The 19,311-nt window shown below is 56.6% G+C and carries 17 protein-coding genes and 1 pseudogene; 10 read left to right on the forward strand and 8 right to left on the reverse strand.

Going from position 1 to position 19,311, the window contains the following annotated elements:
* Positions 1-183 precede the first annotated feature (183 nt).
* Positions 184-1,077, reverse strand: coding sequence for a tyrosine-type recombinase/integrase (locus JT719_RS25355; RefSeq protein WP_242693429.1), 894 nt, complete (start codon positions 1,075-1,077; stop codon positions 184-186).
* On the opposite strand from JT719_RS25355, the gene JT719_RS25360 reads away from it, so the two are divergent.
* Both JT719_RS25360 and JT719_RS23075 read left to right on the forward strand, forming a co-directional pair.
* Positions 1,076-1,231 carry a hypothetical protein gene (locus tag JT719_RS25360; RefSeq protein ID WP_242693430.1) on the forward strand — a complete coding sequence of 52 codons (156 nt, stop codon included), beginning with the start codon at positions 1,076-1,078 and terminating at the stop codon, positions 1,229-1,231. The genes JT719_RS25355 and JT719_RS25360 overlap by 2 nt on opposite strands.
* Positions 1,232-1,761: 530 nt before the next feature.
* Positions 1,762-2,139 (forward strand): DUF2116 family Zn-ribbon domain-containing protein, encoded by a 378-nt coding sequence (locus tag JT719_RS23075; protein ID WP_207436122.1) that lies wholly within the window; start codon positions 1,762-1,764, stop codon positions 2,137-2,139.
* A 382-nt stretch (positions 2,140-2,521) separates the two neighbouring features.
* On the opposite strand, the gene JT719_RS25365 is transcribed toward JT719_RS23075, so the two are convergent.
* The 6 genes from JT719_RS25365 to JT719_RS23105 form a co-directional block, all read right to left on the reverse strand.
* Positions 2,522-2,842, reverse strand: a complete 321-nt coding sequence (locus tag JT719_RS25365; RefSeq protein WP_341350793.1) for a nuclear transport factor 2 family protein — start codon at positions 2,840-2,842, stop codon at positions 2,522-2,524.
* Positions 2,843-2,975: 133 nt separating this feature from the next.
* Entirely contained in the window at positions 2,976-3,842 is an 867-nt protein-coding gene (locus JT719_RS23085) for a nuclear transport factor 2 family protein (RefSeq protein WP_242693431.1), read from the reverse strand.
* An 82-nt stretch (positions 3,843-3,924) separates the two neighbouring features.
* Positions 3,925-4,797, reverse strand: a complete 873-nt coding sequence (locus tag JT719_RS23090; protein ID WP_207436123.1) for an AraC family transcriptional regulator — start codon at positions 4,795-4,797, stop codon at positions 3,925-3,927.
* A gap of 447 nt (positions 4,798-5,244) precedes the next feature.
* The gene (locus JT719_RS23095; protein WP_207436124.1) at positions 5,245-5,556 is read right to left on the reverse strand and encodes a hypothetical protein; all 312 of its coding nucleotides are present in this window, start codon (positions 5,554-5,556) and stop codon (positions 5,245-5,247) included.
* A gap of 129 nt (positions 5,557-5,685) precedes the next feature.
* Positions 5,686-6,312: a hypothetical protein gene (locus JT719_RS23100; RefSeq protein ID WP_207436125.1), complete on the reverse strand. Its 627-nt coding sequence runs from the start codon at positions 6,310-6,312 to the stop codon at positions 5,686-5,688.
* A 1-nt stretch (position 6,313) separates the two neighbouring features.
* The gene (locus JT719_RS23105; protein WP_207436126.1) at positions 6,314-6,796 is read right to left on the reverse strand and encodes an RNA polymerase sigma factor; all 483 of its coding nucleotides are present in this window, start codon (positions 6,794-6,796) and stop codon (positions 6,314-6,316) included.
* Between the two features lie 506 nt (positions 6,797-7,302).
* On the opposite strand from JT719_RS23105, the gene JT719_RS23110 reads away from it, so the two are divergent.
* The 8 genes from JT719_RS23110 (at position 7,303) to JT719_RS23145 (ending at position 18,881) form a co-directional block, all read left to right on the forward strand.
* Positions 7,303-7,701, forward strand: coding sequence for a hypothetical protein (locus JT719_RS23110; RefSeq protein ID WP_207436127.1), 399 nt, complete (start codon positions 7,303-7,305; stop codon positions 7,699-7,701).
* 202 nt (positions 7,702-7,903) lie between these two features.
* Positions 7,904-9,040, forward strand: coding sequence for an efflux RND transporter periplasmic adaptor subunit (locus JT719_RS23115; RefSeq protein WP_207436128.1), 1,137 nt, complete (start codon positions 7,904-7,906; stop codon positions 9,038-9,040).
* An 83-nt stretch (positions 9,041-9,123) separates the two neighbouring features.
* Entirely contained in the window at positions 9,124-12,264 is a 3,141-nt protein-coding gene (locus JT719_RS23120; RefSeq protein ID WP_207436129.1) for an efflux RND transporter permease subunit, read from the forward strand.
* Between the two features lie 34 nt (positions 12,265-12,298).
* Complete coding sequence (locus JT719_RS23125; RefSeq protein ID WP_207436130.1) at positions 12,299-13,762, forward strand: efflux transporter outer membrane subunit; 1,464 nt, start codon at positions 12,299-12,301, stop codon at positions 13,760-13,762.
* 555 nt (positions 13,763-14,317) lie between these two features.
* Positions 14,318-14,722, forward strand: a complete 405-nt coding sequence (gene rnk / locus JT719_RS23130; RefSeq protein ID WP_207436131.1) for a nucleoside diphosphate kinase regulator — start codon at positions 14,318-14,320, stop codon at positions 14,720-14,722.
* Between the two features lie 198 nt (positions 14,723-14,920).
* Positions 14,921-15,892, forward strand: coding sequence for a 6-phosphofructokinase (gene pfkA, locus JT719_RS23135; protein WP_207436150.1), 972 nt, complete (start codon positions 14,921-14,923; stop codon positions 15,890-15,892).
* Positions 15,893-16,522: 630 nt separating this feature from the next.
* Positions 16,523-17,218, forward strand: coding sequence for an aspartate/glutamate racemase family protein (locus JT719_RS23140; RefSeq protein WP_207436132.1), 696 nt, complete (start codon positions 16,523-16,525; stop codon positions 17,216-17,218).
* Between the two features lie 640 nt (positions 17,219-17,858).
* Entirely contained in the window at positions 17,859-18,881 is a 1,023-nt protein-coding gene (locus JT719_RS23145; protein WP_207436133.1) for a LacI family DNA-binding transcriptional regulator, read from the forward strand.
* Between the two features lie 143 nt (positions 18,882-19,024).
* On the opposite strand, the pseudogene JT719_RS23150 reads toward JT719_RS23145, so the two are convergent.
* A pseudogene (locus JT719_RS23150) lies at positions 19,025-19,311 on the reverse strand (MFS transporter); the annotation flags it as partial.

The raw sequence follows: 19,311 nt of genomic DNA on the forward strand, positions 1-19,311 counted from the left end.
TCGGAAACATTGGCCGGGCCAATACAGGCACTACTGTGTATAAGGAACTGTTCCGGTTATTGGCACTTTGGTTGGAGTCACGGATACTACTTCCCGCCGCCCCATCCAACCAAATTTCGACCCTAAACCCTTCCGCAAAATACAACTTTCCACAATATACCTGCAGGTGAATATAGTTATTGCTCACAGATTGTCAAGCGGGCTTACGATACCCTCCAGCCCATGGCTGGTGATGTGGGTGTAAATCTCGGTGGTCTTGCTGGACTTGTGGCCCAGCAGCGTCTGGATGTAGCGCAGGTTCGTTCCCTGCTCCAGCAGGTGGGTGGCGAAGGAGTGCCGGAGCGAGTGGGGCGTCGCCTTCCTCTCCACCCCGGATTTAGAGAGGCAGGCGTTGAACACGTGCCGGATGCTGTCGGCCGTGTACTGCCCGCCTTGCGGCCCCTCGAAGAGCCACACCTTCGGCCGGTACTCCCGGTAGTAGGCCCTCAGGCTCTCCAGCAGCCTCTTGGAGAGCAGCGTGGTGCGGTCCTTCTTCCCCTTGCCGCCCCGGATGAGCAGCAGGTTACGGCCCGACTGCACGTCCGTTATCCTGAGGTTGATGACCTCGCCGATACGCAGCCCCCCAGCGTAGAGCAGCTGCAGCAGGCAGCGGTGCTTCAGGTTCCCCGTAGCAGAGAGGATACAGGTCACCTCCTGCTTGCTCAGCACGGTTGGAAGCCGCTCGGCCTTCTCCGGGCGCTCCACCTGCGTGAGGTCCAGCCCATGGCGGCCCAGTACCCGCTGGTAGTAGAACTTCACCGCGTTGATGCTCTGGTTCACAAGGGAAAAGGAGTACGCCTGGCTCTGCACCATGGCACGGTGGTAGCGGTTTATATCCTCCGATGCAAAAGCCTTGACTGCCTCCAGCCCCTGTTCCCGGTGGGCGTTCAGGAAGCGCACCAAGAGGGAGTGGTAGGTGCGGATGGTAGACATAGAGTAGTTGAGCAGCTGCAGTTTCTCCAGGTAATCCAGGGGGCAGGTGAGGTAACCGATGTCCTTGGGGTAGGTCTGCTCCCAGAGCCGGCGCATCACGGCCATGTCCCTCACTTTCACCGTACCGGCCAGCCACACGTTCGCCGTGCCCTCCAGGCAGTCCAGGAGCCGGTGTATCTCCCCCGAGCCGGTCCCCAGGGCGAAGCACCTCTCCTCCGGTAGCCAGGCGCAGGCACCGCAATCCTTCAGCCTGGGATAGATCTCCCTATCGAAGGCGAAGCTTACCTGCAGCACTTCCTTCCCTCCGTGCAGCAGCGGCTGGAGGCGCACTACCGGCAGGTCCGGCAGCTTCCCCAGCGGCTCCGCCTGCCTGCTTTCCCCCTTCACCGTGGCCCCCAAGTCCGGGCGGAGCCGCCTGGGCCGGTTCAGGTAGCGGGTGTCCACCAACGCTACCCCTTGGAAGGCCTGGTGCAGCCGCTCGATGGCCTGCGGGGTCCGGTGCGCCACGTGGCATTTGTAGGTCTTGCTGTATTTGGCCGCGCCGCTCTCCCTCAGCCTCCTTGAGATGCGCCGGTCCGGTCTGTGCCAGATACGGATAAACTGCTTTCCCCCATGCTCCAGGGGATTGAGGTAGAGGGTTGCAGCAGGTGTAGGATACTGGTACATAGTTCTTTGGGTTTTCGTCTCCAATATAGCGCCGAGCATTTACCTAACCGTAAACTACCCGTATAGGTCCGTATGTATCCGGATGATACGGATATAAACGGATGTATTCGGATAAACTCTGATATGGAGACTAAAGGGAAGCATTGCGGCCACTGCGGGGAGCCCCTCGCCGGCCGGGCCGACAAGAAATTCTGCTCCGACCAGTGCCGGGCAAGGTCCGGCAACCAGCGGAAGCTGCAGGACCGGGGCGAGAGGGCCATGCGGGACATCAACCTGGTCCTGCGGCGGAACCGCCAGATCCTGCAGCGCTTCAGCCCCGAGGGCAAGACCACCCTCCGGCGCGAGGCGCTGTCGCTGGCGGGCTTCGACTTCCGCTACCTCACCCACCTCTACCGCACCCAGAAGGGCAACACGTACCACTTCTGCTACGACTACGGCTACCTGCTGCTCCCCGAGGAGAAGGTGCTCATCGTCAACCACCAGGCCTACATGGAAAGATAGGTCCCGTGAGAGGATCCTCCCGAGCCCATAACGCTTGATATGTTAACCAAGGATCAAATAAACTGAAAGTTAAAATCAAGGGAGTAGATATCTGTGGCTTGTATTTGATGGGTGGGGGTGTGTTTGTCGGATTGAAACGCTTTGGGTCTGACCGGGTGGGGCGGATTTCGGCAAGCCTGTCCTTCGGATGCCTGTAATAGTGCAGAAGGTGCAAGAAGTGCAACCCTTTGAAAGTATTGTTTGCAGGTGCATTCTCTGGTAAACATGAGCGGCAACCTCCTTGACAAACTCCGGGCTCACCAAATGTCACTCTTTGATGAGGTGCTTCTCTATTGGAAAACGTAATGCGCAAGGAGGCATATAATACTCAGTGACCGCTTCTCTAAAACATGGTGTTGCTGTTGGCTGGGTGCTTATGTATGGCTTGCAGCACATCCCAATGCTCCACGATCTTCCCGCCCCAGTCAAAGCGGAAGATGCCTATCCCGGCATAGTCCTCTTCCGTGGGCCAATGCTGATAGCAGTGCAGTGCCACCGAATCGTCCTCTGCGACCGCCCTTTTGATTTCCACCCGCTTGCCCGGGTACTCCCTGGCCATCCGCTCAAAGTAGGCTATGAATGCCTCCTTGCCGTCGCCCACGTGCGGGTTGTGCTGGATGTAAGTATCCCCGGCGTATTTCCTGACGCCTCCCTTGGCCGGCACCGGTTGAACATCAGGTCATAGAAACCCATGGCGTTCTGCCTATTCTGCTCAGGTCTGCTCATAGTGAGTAAATGATACAGACGGGCGCCCCTCTTGGAGAAGTGCGCCCGTCTGTTTATGGGGTTATACCTGGTTAAAATCCAAACTTCCCGTTCCGGTTCTTCCACTCTTCCTTAGGAGTGATAATCTCCAGCACGTCCCAGTGTTCGGCGAGCTTGCCGTTCTCCACGCGGAATAGGTCATAGAAGGAGGTGTGCTTCCCGGCGAAACTCCCCTCGCTCACCACCAGCACGAAGTTGCCCTCGCCGAGCACCTTGTGGATCCTGTCGTACTTCATGGTGATGCCAGCCTTGCCCATCGCCTCCAGCGCGGCGCCCAGCCCTGACAGTCGGTCGGCGATCTGGGGGTTGTGCTGGATGTAGTTGTCACCGTCGAAGTACCCTGCCAGCTTCTCCATGCGGCCGTTCACCAGGATGTCGTCCACGAAACCCTTCACCAGGGCTTTGTTGGCCTCTGTCTTCTCCAGGTCTGCGGCTTGCGTAGGGCCGTCAATCATGGTATGCCCGCTCGGGTTCGGGGAGGTCGGCGTCTGCTGCAGGTTGTCCCAGTGCTCCACTATCTTACCGCCCTCAAAGCGGAAGATGTCAAAGCCTATCTTCGGGCCGAAGAAGTTATAGTCCGTGTGGGCGAACACGAAGTCACCGTCCTGGAAAACGCGCACGGTGTTCACCTTCGCTGAGTTGGGGGGAAGCTGGGCCAGTGCCGCGCCGAAGCCGGCGAGGCCGTCTGCTATGCCCGTGTTGTGCTGGGTGTACTTGCCTGGGTTGATTACTGCCACGGGGGCCGACTCACCGGTCTCGATGGCTTTCAGTAGGTCTACTACCTGTTTCTTGGTCATTTCCGTCTTCTTTAAGGTTGATTGGTTGATTAACTCAGAGGAGCAGCCGCTCAGTCCCATGGCCACGGCAAGGGAAAGGGCTGATGCTTTTAGAATCTTCATGGTGTCTCGTTTTGATTACATCACAAAGGTCTAGCTAACCGGGGCGGGCGGAAAGGTAGGATTGGGCGAAAGGATGATACATTCAGTCCGGTGCCAGGTTCCCCCGGAACTCCATGGGGGTGGTGCCTGAGTGTCTGCGGAAAAACTTGATGAAGTTGGTCGGCTCGTTGAACCCGAGGCCGAAGCCGATCTCCTTGACGCTGTCGCCGGTGTGGGCCAACAGGCGTTTGGCCTCCAGCATTATCCTGTCGTCTATCACATTCTTGGGTGACTTCCCCAGAACCCTGGAGGTCGCCTGGTTCAGCCGTTTCTCGGTGATGCTCAATTCGTCGGCGTAGCTGCTCACCTGCTTGATTTGCCTGAAACGGGAATCAACCGAATCCTTGAACAGGATAGTGTAGTCCAGGTCGGCACCGGGCTTTATCGTTGTGAACCCCTGTTTCCTGCGCTCCCGCTCGGCCAGCAGAAGGAAGCTGTGCAGATAGTTCTGGAGGATTGCCGCGTGGTTTGCCTCATGGGCGTTCCCTGCCTCTTTTTCCATCAGCAGGAAGAGGTCCTGCAGCATATGGGAGGCCTCCTCCATTTGGATGCGGGAGACCTCGAGAAGGTCGTTGAACAGGATTGAGCTGCGCAGGAACTTGACGTCTGTAGGTGTCCTGCAGAAGAAGCTGTCCGTGAAAAGGATGGCCTTGGCCTCATACCTCACGTTCGGGTCGAACAGCTGCACGGTATCCTTGTTCAGAAACAGCAGGGTGCCGGGTTTGACGGCGACGGGGTTGAAATCCACCAGGTGGGTGGGGGCTCCCTCCTGAAACCAGATGATGTGGTAAAAAGCAGTTCTGTGGGGAGAGATTAGGGCTTCCTTTTGCTTCTCGTATAGGGCTGAAATGGAAACCACCTCAAACTCAGTGGGCAACCCCTCCTTAAATCCGTAGGTTTTTATCTGCTCTGCCATTACTCCTCCGTTTATGTCGCTGCCGCAAAGTTGTTCATTTGAAGCAGAACTCTTTCTATAACGATGAAAGATGGCAGCCTGGATCAATACCTGTTTTATAGTGCCGGCGGTTGTCAGGGCGGAAGGTTGGCAATGGCGTCTGCCTATCAGAGTGGTATGATAGGTGGTGGCTTGTATTTGATGGGTGGGGTATGCTCTCCGGATGGAAACGCTTTGGGTTTGACCGGGTGGGTCGGATTTCGGCAGGCATGACTTTTCTACGCCTTCAATAGTGCAGAAAGTGCAAGAAGTGCAACCCGCTTGAAAGTTTCGGATGCAGATTAATCCACCCATGATATGGGTAGCTGCTCTCTAAGACACTTTTTGAAGTGCTTCTCGGCTAGGATTTGCTAGAATTGAAGTAAAATTAAGTGCTTGGCCTGAACCAAAGCCTTATATTGATCCCTTTCAGTGGCTGCGTCTCAGAAGGTAGCGGGTATATCCGTTCTTCCTGTAGGCATCTATCACCTCCCACCCTTTGGCTTGCATATGGTTCAGGGCTCCTACAGAGGACCCGAACAGCACCTCTTTCCCACGGTCATCGACTAGCTTCTCATCCCCTTCCCCATAATCGACAAAAGCCCTTGCCTTGGCCTTGAATGCCTTGGTGTCGGTGGTCAGCTCGCAGTACTCGGCATTCTCCCTGGCGGTGGCCGTCTGGGCATGGGAGGAAACGCAGAAAATAAGGGGAAGAGCTAGAAGGAAAATAAGCTTTTTCATGTTGAATGATCAGTTAGTTGATTGGTGGCTGTTCTCTTGCCCGGAGGATGGACCACTGGTTCCCCGGCTGGCTAAAGCTACGATGTGACGGTAAGCGGACCAGGAGGCGAACGCTACGCCAGGCCTGGCTCAGGTTCCGGGGATTTCCTCCAGTTCTCTAAGGCTTAATTCCATGGCCCTTATCCTCCTGAAGTAAACCGTCCGGTAGTACCAGTACCTGAGCAGGAACGAGAAACCGGTCAGGGCAGCCGAAGCCAGGAGGATCGTGGTCAGGGGCAGGGGAAGGCTGCCGAGGAAGACCGCAAACACCGCATAGAAGGCCACCGGGGAAATAATGAGGAAGACCAGGTTGGTGAATCGGTAGTAGCTCCTGAAATTTGATAGAATCCTGCTGAGCGCCTCCCTGGAACTGGCGTCTGTGTTCTCTGAGAAGATCTCCTCCTGCCGGCTGTAGGCCCACCGGGAGAACAGGGCGAAACCTACCAGAACGGCGACTAATGGGAGTTGCCTGACTAAGGTGGGGCCCTCCACGCCCCTGTGGTACTGCCAGGCCAAATAGCCGACCGCCAAGAGAACCATCAGCGCAGAGTTCCACCCGCCTACCCTGTTCCAGAACGCGCTTTTATCCTTCAGTGCCCCCAGGGAGGCTGTGTTGCCCTTGATGATTCTGTCAATCACCTCCCGGGCATTCCCTCCCTGGCCGGGTCCCTCTGTCTTTGCGGTGCCCCAGCGCTTTTTGAATTCGTCCAGTTCCATGTTATTCTTCTTTGCTTACGAGTGTCCTTAGTTGTCCCTTGATCCTGTTGAGCTTGACTCCCACGTGCGACTCCGAGATCCCCAGCACCTCGGCCATCTCCCGGTAGCTGCAGTCCTCCAGGTAGAGCAGGGTCAAGGCCTGGTCCACCTGCGACAGTTTCCTGATCGCCCGGTACATGGCCGCCATCTCCTCCTCCATGCCATCCTCCGCCAACGGCACCTGCAACGCCTCGGGGCCCAGCTCGGAGAACCTCTCCGCCCTGGATTCCTTCCTCACCCTGGTGATGGCGTTGTTGAGGGCGACCCGGTACATCCAGGTTGTGACTTTGGATTCTCCCCTAAAGGACGGGTAGGAGCGCCAGAGCTGCAGCACGATGTCCTGGAAGAGGTCTTCCCTGTCTTCCATGTTGCTGCAGTACATGTTGCAAACCTTGTGGATGAGGCCCTGGTGGTTCTCTATGAGTAAAAGGAACTGCTCTTTCAAGATGCTCGGTGTTTCCCGGTTAGTCGGGGAAAGCGGCGATTCCTTAGGCGAGCCTGTGTCTTTTTTTTAATCCAGGAGGAGAATCCATAGGGCAGCCCAGGAATATGGCAGTTAATCCATTGGTCTACAGCAAGATGCAATTGAGTCGTTTTTTTTTGGCCGAGTGCCAACCTTCGCACCTGCCCACCACGCCTCTTGGGACGGGGCAAGGCCGTTCCGGCTGTGTTTGAGGCAGGGGCTGCCAGCCGAATCCTTTCATTTGAAAACGGCCAAAGGCATGGGGTTATACAGCGCTCTGGAAGGGAATGCCTGGTATGCTGGTGTTGCACAGCGGATTTTTTTAGATTGCTTGAAGAAAACGTTCTTCGCCTGAACTCCTATCCTAACACTACCTTAAAATTTACCTTGGCAGTCGCCAACAAACTTGATTCCGACCAAGGAATGTGATAAGTTTGGGAGCATTCAACAAGTAGACATCAAAGGAAGGCAGTAGAAACACAAAACAAATGATAAGAAGGTGCATCTTATGGTTACTCCTGCCCTGCTTCATCATCAGCGCCGCCCTGGCGCAGAAACCCAGCCCTATCTCCTCCCAAGGCACCACGGGGGCAGAACGAGCCTCCCTCCTGCTGGGCACGGTTTCCGGGGAAGATGACTCCCTTTCCCTCGCCAGCCTCCTGGAGGAGTGCCTGGAATTCTTCGGTGAGCTTCCCAAGTCCAAGAAGAGCAAGGCCAGCGTCGCCAAGAGCTTCAAACTATCCCAGTTCGTCTCCGCCTCGGAGCCCGGTTTCGAGGCCGTTGCCTATTCCGTCCTTGTAGAAAAGCAGGTGGTTGCGTGCTATCAGCCCCAAGATTTCTACCCCTCTGATTACCATAGCTACCTCTTCCGGCTAACCCCCTTCTGATTTTACCCCTCCCTTCTTTTCTTCAATACAATGGCCGTACCTGGCTGGCAGGTTACCACAGAAGAGGCATGTCCTCTTCTCTGTGATAGCCCTGCCCCTTATTCCCATCTCCAAGCCTTCCTGAGTTCCCAAGTCTTTTCAGATTTGTCCCCTCTTTTTGACGGGACCGAAGGCGTTTACCCAACCATCAAAAATCAATATCATGCTACCCCATAAGTTTACTTTGTCCCTTCTCCTTCCTTCCATGGCTTTCTTGGCCGGGTGCAGTGCCCAGGCGGAAAAGACGCCCGCCAAGCAACCCAGCAACTTCCCCGTCACGCAACTGGTCACCAAAGACACGGTGCTGCACAAAGACTACGTGGCCGATATCCAGGCCCTCAAGCACATAGAGGTAAGGGCCCGGGTCAGCGGATACCTGGAGAAAATCTACGTGGATGAAGGCAAGGAAGTGAAAGAAGGGCAACCTCTTTTCAGGATAAGCTCGCAGGAATACAAAGCGGAACTGACCAAAGCCGAAGCGAACCTGAACAGGGTTCTTTCTGAGGCGGAGACCGCCGAAGTGGAACTGGAGCGCGTCAAAGGCCTGGTAGAGAAAAACGTGATCTCCAAATCAGAGCTGGCCCTGGCCAAAGCCAAACTGAAGGCGGCCAAGGCCCAGATTGAGGAAGCCCGTTCGGCCAGGAACAACGCGGCCAACAGACTCTCCTACACCTACATCAAAGCTCCGTTCAGCGGCATTCTGGACCGAATTCCCCTTAAAGAGGGAAGCCTCATAGAGGAAGGCACCCACCTGACCACCATCTCGGAGCTGAACTCGGTCTACACCTACTTCCATGTCTCTGAGAAGGAATACCTGACTTTCATTAAGGCCCAAAAAGACGGCTCCAACAACAGCAGTAAAACGGTGGAACTGATCTTGGCCGACGGCACCAGGTACCCCTTGAAAGGCCAGATTGAGACCATGGAAGGCGTATTTGAGCCCAATACCGGGTCCATTGCCTTCCGGGCCAAATTCCCCAACCCAGACAAACTGCTGAAACACCACGCCACGGGAAAGGTCCGGCTGTTCAACGACGTGGACAACGCCCTGATTCTCCCCCAGAAAGCCACCTTCGAGGTGCAGGACAAGAACTTTGTGTACGTGGTGGGTCCAGATAAAAAAGTGTTCATTAAAAGCTTTACCCCTAAAGCCCGCTTCTCCCATTTCTACATCGTGGAGGAAGGCCTCAAACCAGGCGACAAGATCGTCTACGAGGGTTTCCAGAGCCTAAAGGTGGGAGAAACCATCCAACCGGTGGAAGTGCCCGTGGACAGCCTCATGGCTGAGACGAATCCGTAAGGTCCCCTCCAGAGATCATTTGGAAAGATGGTACGGCATAGGGGTTTCCTATGCCCATGGTTTGGTATTTAGAAAATAAAGCAATGTTGAAATTATTTATTCAGCGACCCATCCTGTCGCTGGTGATATCCCTTTTTATCGTTTTTCTGGGGCTTCTGGCCATTATCCAGCTGCCCATCACCCAGTTCCCCGAGATCGTGCCGCCCTCCGTGACAGTGACCGCCAAATACACCGGGGCCAACGCCGAGGTCTGCACCAAGGCCGTGGCGACTCCGCTGGAGAGAGCCATCAACGGGGTGCCGGGCATGACCTACATGAGCTCCGTGTCCAGCAACAACGGGGTAACCCTTATCCAGGTCTTCTTCGAGGTGGGCACCGATCCGGATTTAGCGGCCGTGAACGTGCAGAACCGGGTCAGCACCATTATCGATGAGCTTCCCGAGGAGGTGATCAAAGCCGGGGTAAGCACCGAGAAGGAGGTGAACTCCATGCTCCTGTACCTGAACCTGATGAGCGACGACCCCAAAGCCGACGAGAAGTTCGTCTTCAACTTCGCCGATATCAACGTTCTGCAGGAGCTGAAGCGGATTGACGGGGTGGGTTTCTGCGAGATCCTGGGATCCCGGGAGTACTCCATGCGGGTGTGGCTCAAGCCGGACCGCCTCCTGGCCTACAAGGTTTCCCCGGAGGAAGTGATCGAAGCCATCCAGGCCCAGAACATCGAGGCCGCCCCCGGCAAGGCCGGCGAGAGCTCCGGCAAAACAGAGCAGATGCTGCAGTATGTGCTCAAGTACACCGGTAAGTTCAGCGATCCCTCGCAGTACGAAAACCTGGTCATCCGGGCTGAATCGGACGGCTCCGGTTCCGTGCTTCGGCTCAAGGACGTGGCCGACATTGAGTTCGGTTCCATGGACTACAGCATGGTCTCCAAAACCGATGGGCGTCCGTCTGCCTCCATCATGATCAAGCAGCGCCCCGGTTCCAACGCCAAGGAGGTGATCCAGAATGTGAAAGCCCGCATGGCGGAGCTGAAGGCCGAGTCCTTCCCGCCGGGCATGCAGTACAACATCGCCTATGATGTTTCCCGCTTCCTGGATGCCTCCATGGAGGAAGTGATCAGAACCTTGATTGAGGCCTTCATCCTCGTTTCCATTGTGGTTTTCCTGTTTCTGCAGGATTTCCGCTCTACCCTTATTCCGGTGCTGGCGGTGCCTGTCTCCCTTATAGGTACGTTCTTCTTCATGCAGACGCTTGGGTTCTCCATCAACCTGCTCACCCTCTTTGCGCTGGTGCTGGCCATCGGGATTGTGGTGGACAACGCCATTGTGGTGGTGGAGGCAGTTCACACCAAAATGGCCGAGAAACACCTCTCCGCCAGGGAAGCCACCCTGGAGGCGATGGGCGAGATCAGCGGGGCCATTGTGGCCATTACCCTGGTGATGTCGGCGGTGTTTGTGCCGGTGGCGTTCATGGAGGGCCCGGTGGGTGTTTTCTACCGGCAGTTCTCGCTTACCCTGGCCATTTCCATTGTGATTTCCGGGGTGAATGCCCTTACCTTGACGCCTGCCCTCTGTGCCCTCCTGCTCAAGAACACGCATGGCGTGCCCCGCAAGAAAAACCTGCTGAACCGGTTTTTCGGCCGTTTCAACCAAGGCTATGACAAAGTGGAAGGCGTCTACAAGAACACCGTTCTGCGCATTGCCGGCCGAAACGCCGTCACCCTTTCCATCTTAGGCGTCTTTCTGGTAGGCACCTGGGGACTGAACCAGATCTTACCCACCGGCTTCATCCCCACCGAGGACCAGGGCATGGTTTACGTGAACGTCACCACCCCTCCCGGAGCCACGGTGGAGCGTACCGAGGAGATTCTGGACCAGATCCAGCGGGAGGCGCAGAAAATGGACGCCGTGGAGAACGTTTCCACTTTGGCGGGATACAGCCTTTTGACCGAAGCCGCCGGTGCCTCCTATGGCATGGGCATGATCAACCTGAAAACCTGGGATGACCGGAAGGAATCGGTGGAGGAGCTCATTGCCTTGCTGGAGGAGCGCACCCGCCACCTGAAAGACGCCAGCATTGAGTTCTTCCCGCCGCCCACCGTGCCCGGCTTCGGGAACTCCAGCGGATTTGAGTTGCGCCTGCTGGCCCGGGATAAAACCCAGACCTTGCAAGAGATCGCGGAAGTGAACAACAAGTTCCTCTCAGAACTTCAGAAGACCCCTCAGATCAGCAGCGCCTTCTCTAACTTCGACCCTAACTTCCCGCAGTACCTGATCTCGGTGGACCAGGGCATGGCGGCAAAGCAAGGGGTGACCATCGACAATGCCATGAGCACCCTGCAGACCCTGATGGGCAGTTACTACGCCTCCAACTTCATCCGGTTCGGGCAGATGTACAAAGTGATGGTGCAGGCCTCGCCCCATTACCGCTCCAAGCCCGAGGACCTTTTGCACCTGCACGTGAAGAACAAATGGGGGGAGATGGTACCGTATTCTTCCTTCCTGACCATGGAGCGGGTGTACGGGCCGGAGCAGCTGACCCGCTACAACATGTACACCTCGGCCATGGTGAACGGGGGCGCCGCACCCGGCTACAGCAGCGGGGATGCCATCGCCACCATTGAGCGGGTGGCCGAGGAAGTCCTGCCCCGCGGGTACACCTTTGAATGGTCTGGCATGACGCGGGAAGAGATCCTGTCCGGGAACCAGGCCGCCTACATCTTCCTGGTCTGCCTGCTGTTTGTGTACCTGCTGCTGGCCGCGCAGTATGAGAGCTTCCTGTTGCCGCTGCCGGTGATCCTCTCCCTGCCCACCGGTATTTTCGGGGCGTTCCTGGCCCTGAAGGTGATGGGCCTCCAGAACAACATCTACGCGCAGGTGGCTCTGGTGATGCTCATCGGGTTGCTGGGGAAAAACGCCATCCTCATCGTGGAGTTCGCCATCCAGCGCCACAGGGAGGGTGCCTCCGTCCTGCAGGCCGCAGCAGAGGGAGCGGTTTCCCGGTTCAGGCCTATCCTGATGACTTCCTTCGCCTTTGTGGCGGGCCTCATCCCGCTCTGTATTTCCTCCGGGGCCGGGGCCATGGGGAACCGCTCCATCGGCACGGCGGCGGCGGGCGGCATGCTCATCGGCACCGTCTTCGGGATCCTCCTGATTCCGGGGCTGTATGTCCTGTTCGCCAGAATGGGTAAAAAGAAGAACTCAAAAGAACTGCAGATGGCCTAGCCAAGGCCGAGAACCAACTCCACTCTGATTTTCCATGACGTACAAGATAACGAACCTGAATTATATCCTGGGGGTACTGGTGCTGGCGCTGCTGGGCGCCTGTACCGTGGGCAACCAGGCCCAGCTCCCTACCCCTGCCCCGATTCCCGCCTCTTTTTCAGAATCTGGCCCCAAAGCGGATTCCGCCGCTGCGGTAGGCAAAGTCCAGTGGCGCGCTTACTTCACCGACGCCTACCTGGTCAGCCTCATTGACTCTGCCCTGCAGCACAACCCGGACGCCCTGGCGGCCGTGCAGCAGGTGGAGATGGCCCGCTCCGAGGTGACCTATACCCGAGGGCTCCTGCGCCCCCAGCTGCAGGCCGTAGCCTCTGCCGGCGTGGACAGATACGGTGACTACACCATGGACGGGGTGGGGAACTATGACACCAACTTCTCTCCCAACATCAATGGGAAACGGAGAATCCCTGAGCCCGCCGTGCCGGACTTTTTCCTGGGGCTCCGCAGCTCCTGGGAGATCGACCTCTGGGGAAAGCTGAGGAACTACCGGAAAGCCGCCTATGGGAGGTACCTGGCCTCGGAGGAAGGCCGGAAGCTGGTGGTCACCTCCCTGGTGGCCGATGTCGCGCACCTGTACTATGAGCTTCTGGCGCTGAACAGCGAGCTGGAGATCCTGGACAAGAACATCGATTTGCAGGAGAAGGCCGTGGAGCTTAGCCAACTGCAGAAAACCGCCGGGCGCACCACCGAGCTGGGGGTACAGCAGTTTACCGCGCAGCTGCTCAACACCCAAAGCCTGCGCACCGCCAAACGGCAGGAGATCGTGGCGGTGCAGAACCACCTGAACCAGCTCCTGGGCAGGTATCCGCAGGAGATCGGGGGCGGCAAGACCATCAGCGGGCAGCGGATCCCGGAACAGATCGCGGTGGGGCTGCCTTCCCAGATGCTGCTGCAGCGCCCCGACATCCGGCAGTCGGAATTGCTGCTGGAGGCCTCCAAGGCAGACGTGGCCGCCGCCCGCAAAGCGTTTCTCCCTTCGCTGGGCCTATCGCCTTATGTGGGGCTGAACGCCTTCAAGGCCTCCCTGCTCTTCTCCGCCCCGGCCTCGGTGGCGTACGGGATTGTGGGGGGATTGTCGGCGCCGCTGTTGAACCGGAGTGGGTTGAAAGCCCAGCTGAGCCGCTCGGAAGTCCAGAAGCTGCAGGCCTTCTATGCCTACCAGAAAGCCGTGCAGACGGGCTTCCGGGAGGTGATGACGAATTTGAGGGCCTTTGAGAATTTCAGCTCCGTTTCACAGACCAAGGCCAAGGAGGTGGAGGTGCTGCGGAATGCGGTGAGCACTTCCAATGAGCTGTACCGGGCGGGGTACGCCTCATACCTGGAGATCATCACCGCCCAGCGGAGCGTGCTGGAGGCCGAACTGGACCTGGTCAACACCCAGAAACTGGTGCTGCAGTCTACCGTGCACCTGTACCGCTCCTTGGGTGGGGGCTGGCAATAGGCCGCGCGGCTCACCTGAACCTGTGCAGCGGGCTTGTACCCTTGAAAGGGATACTTGCCCGCTGCACTCGCTTTGATTGCAGCCATACCGGCACCTCAGTTGCTTTAATGGATATGTTTGCCTTTATTTGGGTAAACAAGAGCAATAGAACCGTGCTGCCCCAAGACAGGACCTTTTACTCCTTATCTAAGCCATCCACCGGCTTCGTCGCGGCCTCACATCACTTCTCCCTGAGTGATGTGCTGAACGGGTATTGCCTTTCCTTCTATACAGCACCCAAGGTCTTCAATAAGCAGGCCTAGGTCTTTGGCTTTCATGCCGGACCGAAGGCCTCCCTCCTGCATCCATTGGTACGGGCTGCGCAGCGCCTCAGCACTGTAGCCCTTCCGTACCTTCCGACCCCACTTACCTCCTGTCCCATCCACTTACCCGGCCCCACGGAATAGGCCCGATGATGGTCTTTGCCTATGCAGGTAGATCGACCGTTCGCCCTAATGCCCCAGGGGAATGGACGGAACGTAGGTGCGTTAAAAAGCCACCAAAATCCATAGATACATGAACACGATATACTTAACCGAAAGAGACTACGAACGGCTGCACAATATGGTGCAGGCTCAGCGGATGGTGAACGGGACCCAGTCGGTGGAGGCGCTCTGCCGCGAACTGAAACGGGCGAGGGTGGTTGCCTCCAAGGAGGTGCCAAGCGACGTGATCACCATGAACTCGCGCGTGCGGCTGAGGGAGATGAGGAGCTCGGCGGAGATGGAGATCACCATCGTCTACCCCAAAGACGCGGACATCACCCACAGGAAAGTCTCCGTGCTGGCCCCCGTCGGCACGGCGATACTGGGCTGCAGGGTAGGCGATATGATCGAGTGGCCGGTGGGCAACGGCACCGTTACCTACAAAGTGGAGGGCATCCCCTACCAGCCGGAGGCGGCAGGCGACCTTCTGCTGTGATCACCGCAGGGACAATCATAAATAAGGGATTGCCCTGATACCGCCGTTAGCTTGCCTCAGCCTGTATTCACCTTCACCGGGGAGGGATGGAAGCCGGCCAGCTGGCAAGGCGACATGTTGCCGCTTCTCGCTCGGGGCAGGCTTGCCCGCGGCTAAGCCAGGGAGCATTATATTCAAATGAAACGAATGTTTACTATGATGAAAAGGATTGGGGTATTTACCTCCGGGGGAGATGCCCCTGGCATGAACGCCTGTCTCAGGGCGGTGGTACGCACGGCTACCTACCAGGGCATGGAAGTGTATGGAATCAGGCGTGGTTACAGTGGCATGATCAGCGGCGATGTCTTCAGGATGCAGCCATCTTCGGTCAGCAACATTGTGCATACCGGCGGTACCCTTCTCAAATCAGCCCGCAGCGAGGAGTTCCTCACCCCGGAGGGACGCAGGAAGGCATACGGGGAGCTCCGGAAACATGGCATAGAGGGCTTGGTGGCCCTTGGCGGAAACGGGACATTCCAGGGTGCCCGCATCTTCGGGGAAGAGTTCGGCATCCCGATCGTGGGCGCGCCGTGCACCATTGACAATGACCTGTTCGGCACCGATCACACCATTGGCTTCGACACAGCCGTGAACACGGCCCTCGACGCCGTAGACAGGATCCGGGACACGGCCGACAGCCATGAACGGGTATTCTTCGTTGAGGTGATGGGGCGAGACTCGGGGTTTATCGCGGTGTCCTGCGCCATCGGCGGCGGTGCCGAGGCGGTAATCACCCCGGAAGAGCCAATTCCTATGTCCTACCTCCTGGATTCCCTTAACGCCAGGTGGCAGCGGGCGAAGTCCTCCTCCATCGTGATCGTGGCGGAAGGAGGGATAGAGGGAGGCGCTCACGGGGCGGCGACGAGGGTTAGGGATGCTCTGCCGCACCTGGATACCCGGGTCACCATCCTCGGACACGTGCAGCGTGGCGGCGCCCCGTCGGCCTTCGACAGGAGGCTGGCCAGCGAGCTGGGCTTCGGTTGCGTCCAGGGGCTTCTGGCTGGGCGGGGTGGGGCCATGCTCGGCCTCCTGGCCTCAAGGCAGACCTTTACTTCCTTCGGGGAGGCGGTCAGCCGGAGGAAGGGGCTTGACCCGTACCGGGTAAAGATGGTGGGGAAGCTCTCTGTCTAGCGCACCCATGCAAAGGCGGCCGGAACCATTGATAGGCAACTTCGCAGGGCCCCTCTCCTTCCATTCCCCAGCCTCAGTATTTTACTGGCCATCTCCGAAGGGCACCCAAGGCAGAGTTCCGGCCTACTCGGGTATAAGCCAATGCCGCTTAGGGAATGCCCTAACCGTTGAAGGGGAACTTATCTGCTTCTGGTATCCTCAAACATTCTGTCTCTCCCGCCGCCGGGTGCAAACATTGCCCCATTCTCTCCCTGACCCTCCGTGAACATGCACATGGCCCCATCATCAACCTGTTCCCTGAAGCTCATACCGCGGGAGAACCGGGGATACGCAGGGATTCCCGCAGAGAGGTCCTGGTTGGAGGAGTGACATCGACAAGAAATGCAGTCTTGGCCAGAAGAGAACGTTTTTGCAAAAACGATGCACAGGCTTCACCCCTTTCCTCCCTTTTCACCTCACGGCCAAGGGATAGGTGCCGAAACTGCCGGCGCTTTATTGCCCTATCCCGGTATGGGATAGGGCAATAAAGCGCGGACTCCCCTTCCGGATACCATGTCCATTGCGGTCGCCATTTGACGGCTTGTCGGAATAATGGTAATTATGCGGCAACGTTCAAAAGCAAATAAAGATATGAAAACAATAGGGCTGATAGGTGGGATGTCCTGGGAAAGCTCGGATCTGTATTACCGGATCATCAACAAAAAAACACAGGCTCTCTTGGGGGGAGTACATTCGTGCGACTGCCTTTTATACTCGGTGGATTTTGCCGAGGTCGCGCGCCTGCAGCATCAGGGACGGTGGGACTTACTATCCGAAAGAATGGTTTCCGCCGCCCATAGATTGGAACTGGGTGGAGCTGAGATGATAATCCTTTGCACGAACACCATGCATAAGGTGGCAGCCGATATCGAGGGCAGCATCAATGTCCCTTTTTTGCACATCGTGGATGCCACAGCAGAGGAAATACAAAAAAAATCGTACAGGAAGCTGGGGCTCCTGGCGACAAAGTTCTCAATGGAGGATGACTTCTTAAGGTCGCGGTACAAAGATAGATTCAACATCGAAACGATCGTTCCCGATGACAAAGGCCGCGAAGATGTTCATCGCATCATCTATGAAGAACTGGTAAAAGGAACCATAACGGACAAGTCCAAGCAGCGCTTCCTGGAGGTTATCGACTCTCTGGTTCAAAGCGGGGCAGAGGCGATCATTGCGGGCTGCACGGAGATAGAACTCCTAATCAAGCCTGGTGATATCAGTGTGGACCTTTTCCAAACTACGAAGATCCATGCAGAGAAAGCGGTTGAGATCGCATTGGGCCGATAATGTTTGCCATGGGGCCAAGAAGCCGGTCCGCCGCCGACGTCCTGAGCATCCCCGCTTGCACCACTATGTCTGACAAGCCATAGTGGTGCAAGCGGGGATGCGATCTGTCGGGCATTTCTCCTGCTTTGTTCTGGTTGTACGTCCGCTCTTCCCAAGTGCCTGCGCGGCTGTTCCAGCGGCCGTCCCAAGGCCCTGCACAGTCACCCTGTTCCATGGCAAGGGCAAGGCCGTGTTCCAGAAGCAGGTAGAGGTAAATGCCGGTGAATCCAAGGGACGGGCTACCTGGTACCGCTTCCTTTTTTGCCTCTTTATGTTGATATTTGAGGAACACAGGGAAATCAACATAAAGAGGCTTTCCCTTATTTTTATCTCGCGTTATCCCCTCAGTCCCGATTGAAGAGAAACACCCCTTTAACCAGGCCCAGCCTGCTGGTTCCAGTACGATTCCTGCTGCGGTTATTTTATCTCGCAGGATAGTTAATCTGTTAAGCGTTAATCATAGGTTTACCAATCCCCTCCTTGGCAGATGCTTAGGAGCTTGCCAAGGTAATCGCCTTCAGGCTTAACCCTGCTGCCGCATAGTTATGAGATTGGTTTATGATAGTGGGGGAACAGTGAATATTACCAACTACCTAGAAGAATGAAGAAAAGGCTTTCTATCAGAGACATCGCTCAGCAACTCAATATATCCATCACGACTGTCTCTTTCATTCTCAATGGGAAAGCGAAAGAAAAACGCATCAGCGAACAGGTTACAGATCGTGTGCTTAGGCTCGTAGAGGAACTTGACTATAAGCCCAATCAGATAGCCCGAAGCCTTAGGACCGGTAAGTCGAAAATCATCTGCCTTATGGTGGAGGATATCTCCAACGATTTCTTTTCCAGTATCGCCCGGCACATTGAGGAGAACGCCTTTAAGCAAGGCTACAAAATCATCTATTGCAGCACCGAAAACAAGCCAGGGAAAACCCGGGAGCTGATAAAGATGTTCCGTGAGAGAAACATTGACGGGTATATCATATCTCCCCCGGAAGGCATAAGAGAAGACATTCAGTCCCTTCTGGATGACAACCTTCCGGTGGTGCTCTTTGACCGCCTTATCCCCGGCCTTCTCACCAACCATGTCATGGTGGACAATTTTGATGCTACCTACAAGGCTGTTAACCATCTGGCAGAGCAAGGACGGAAAACCATTGCTTTTATCACCCTGAACTCAAACCAAACCCAAATGCAGGACCGCTTGGCGGGCTACCAAGCCGGCATGAAGGGCCACCGGTTGCACCCTACTATCCTTAAGGTGAATTATGAAGCGACTTTTGAACATCATGCCGATCGAATCGCCTCGTTTCTGAGGAAAAACAAAGGAATAGATGCGATTTTATTCTCCACCAACTACTTAGCGACCAGGGGCATTGATGCTTTGAATAAACTTAACCTGACTATTCCCTCAGAGATCAGTGTGGTTGCGTTTGATGACCTGGATTTTTTCAAACTGTACAATCCCACGATCACCGCTATCGCCCAACCCGTGGAAGAGATATCAAAGAAGCTGATTGAAATCATTCTGAGGAAACTGGAAGACCTGCCTGAAGAAAAGGACAGGTCAGAAGTGGTATTACCCACCAAGCTCATTCTACGCAACTCCTCTGGCGCCAACCAGTAATAACCCCTACCAGAAATCAGATTTGACCAGAAACCATCAACCGAGGGTTTCCAGGTCAACTCCAAGCGCCTTCCCGGGGCTCAGCCCGGGAAGGCGTTTGGAGGCTATTTCCTGGAAAACAGCCCCGGGGCGGCTCCGTCCGCCTATGGCCTATGGCTGCCCTCCCGGGGGCGGTAGCCGCTAAAGCCGTAGAAGACGATGTAGGCGTAGCAGAGCAGGGGCACGGTGAAGGAGAGCTGCACGTTGCCCGTCGCGTCGGCCAAGAGGCCCTGCAGCGGCGGCACGATGGCCCCGCCCACGATGGCCATCACCAAGAGCGAGGAGCCCTGGCTGGTGTCGGCGCCCAGCCCCTTGATGGCCAAATCGAAGATGGTGGGGAACATCACCGAGTTGAACAGCCCGATGCCGATCATGGCCCACATAGCCAGGG

Source organism: Sabulibacter ruber (genome assembly GCF_017355955.1).
Classification (GTDB): domain Bacteria; phylum Bacteroidota; class Bacteroidia; order Cytophagales; family Hymenobacteraceae; genus Nibribacter; species Nibribacter ruber_A.

Bases quoted from the DNA above. Each gene is read 5' to 3' on its own strand.
- JT719_RS25355 (WP_242693429.1), bottom strand. From the start codon at position 1,077: ATGGCCGTGATGCGCCGGCTCTGGGAGCAGACCTACCCCAAGGACATC.
- JT719_RS23075 (WP_207436122.1), top strand. From the start codon at position 1,762: ATGGAGACTAAAGGGAAGCATTGCGGCCACTGCGGGGAGCCCCTCGCC.
- JT719_RS23100 (WP_207436125.1), bottom strand. From the start codon at position 6,312: ATGGAACTGGACGAATTCAAAAAGCGCTGGGGCACCGCAAAGACAGAG.
- JT719_RS23110 (WP_207436127.1), top strand. From the start codon at position 7,303: ATGATAAGAAGGTGCATCTTATGGTTACTCCTGCCCTGCTTCATCATC.
- rnk (WP_207436131.1), top strand. From the start codon at position 14,318: ATGAACACGATATACTTAACCGAAAGAGACTACGAACGGCTGCACAAT.
- JT719_RS23140 (WP_207436132.1), top strand. From the start codon at position 16,523: ATGAAAACAATAGGGCTGATAGGTGGGATGTCCTGGGAAAGCTCGGAT.
- JT719_RS23115 (WP_207436128.1), top strand. From the start codon at position 7,904: ATGCTACCCCATAAGTTTACTTTGTCCCTTCTCCTTCCTTCCATGGCT.
- JT719_RS23125 (WP_207436130.1), top strand. From the start codon at position 12,299: ATGACGTACAAGATAACGAACCTGAATTATATCCTGGGGGTACTGGTG.
- JT719_RS23145 (WP_207436133.1), top strand. From the start codon at position 17,859: ATGAAGAAAAGGCTTTCTATCAGAGACATCGCTCAGCAACTCAATATA.
- JT719_RS23095 (WP_207436124.1), bottom strand. From the start codon at position 5,556: ATGAAAAAGCTTATTTTCCTTCTAGCTCTTCCCCTTATTTTCTGCGTT.
- JT719_RS23085 (WP_242693431.1), bottom strand. From the start codon at position 3,842: ATGAAGATTCTAAAAGCATCAGCCCTTTCCCTTGCCGTGGCCATGGGA.
- pfkA (WP_207436150.1), top strand. From the start codon at position 14,921: ATGAAAAGGATTGGGGTATTTACCTCCGGGGGAGATGCCCCTGGCATG.
- JT719_RS23090 (WP_207436123.1), bottom strand. From the start codon at position 4,797: ATGGCAGAGCAGATAAAAACCTACGGATTTAAGGAGGGGTTGCCCACT.
- JT719_RS25360 (WP_242693430.1), top strand. From the start codon at position 1,076: ATGTCCCTCACTTTCACCGTACCGGCCAGCCACACGTTCGCCGTGCCC.
- JT719_RS23120 (WP_207436129.1), top strand. From the start codon at position 9,124: ATGTTGAAATTATTTATTCAGCGACCCATCCTGTCGCTGGTGATATCC.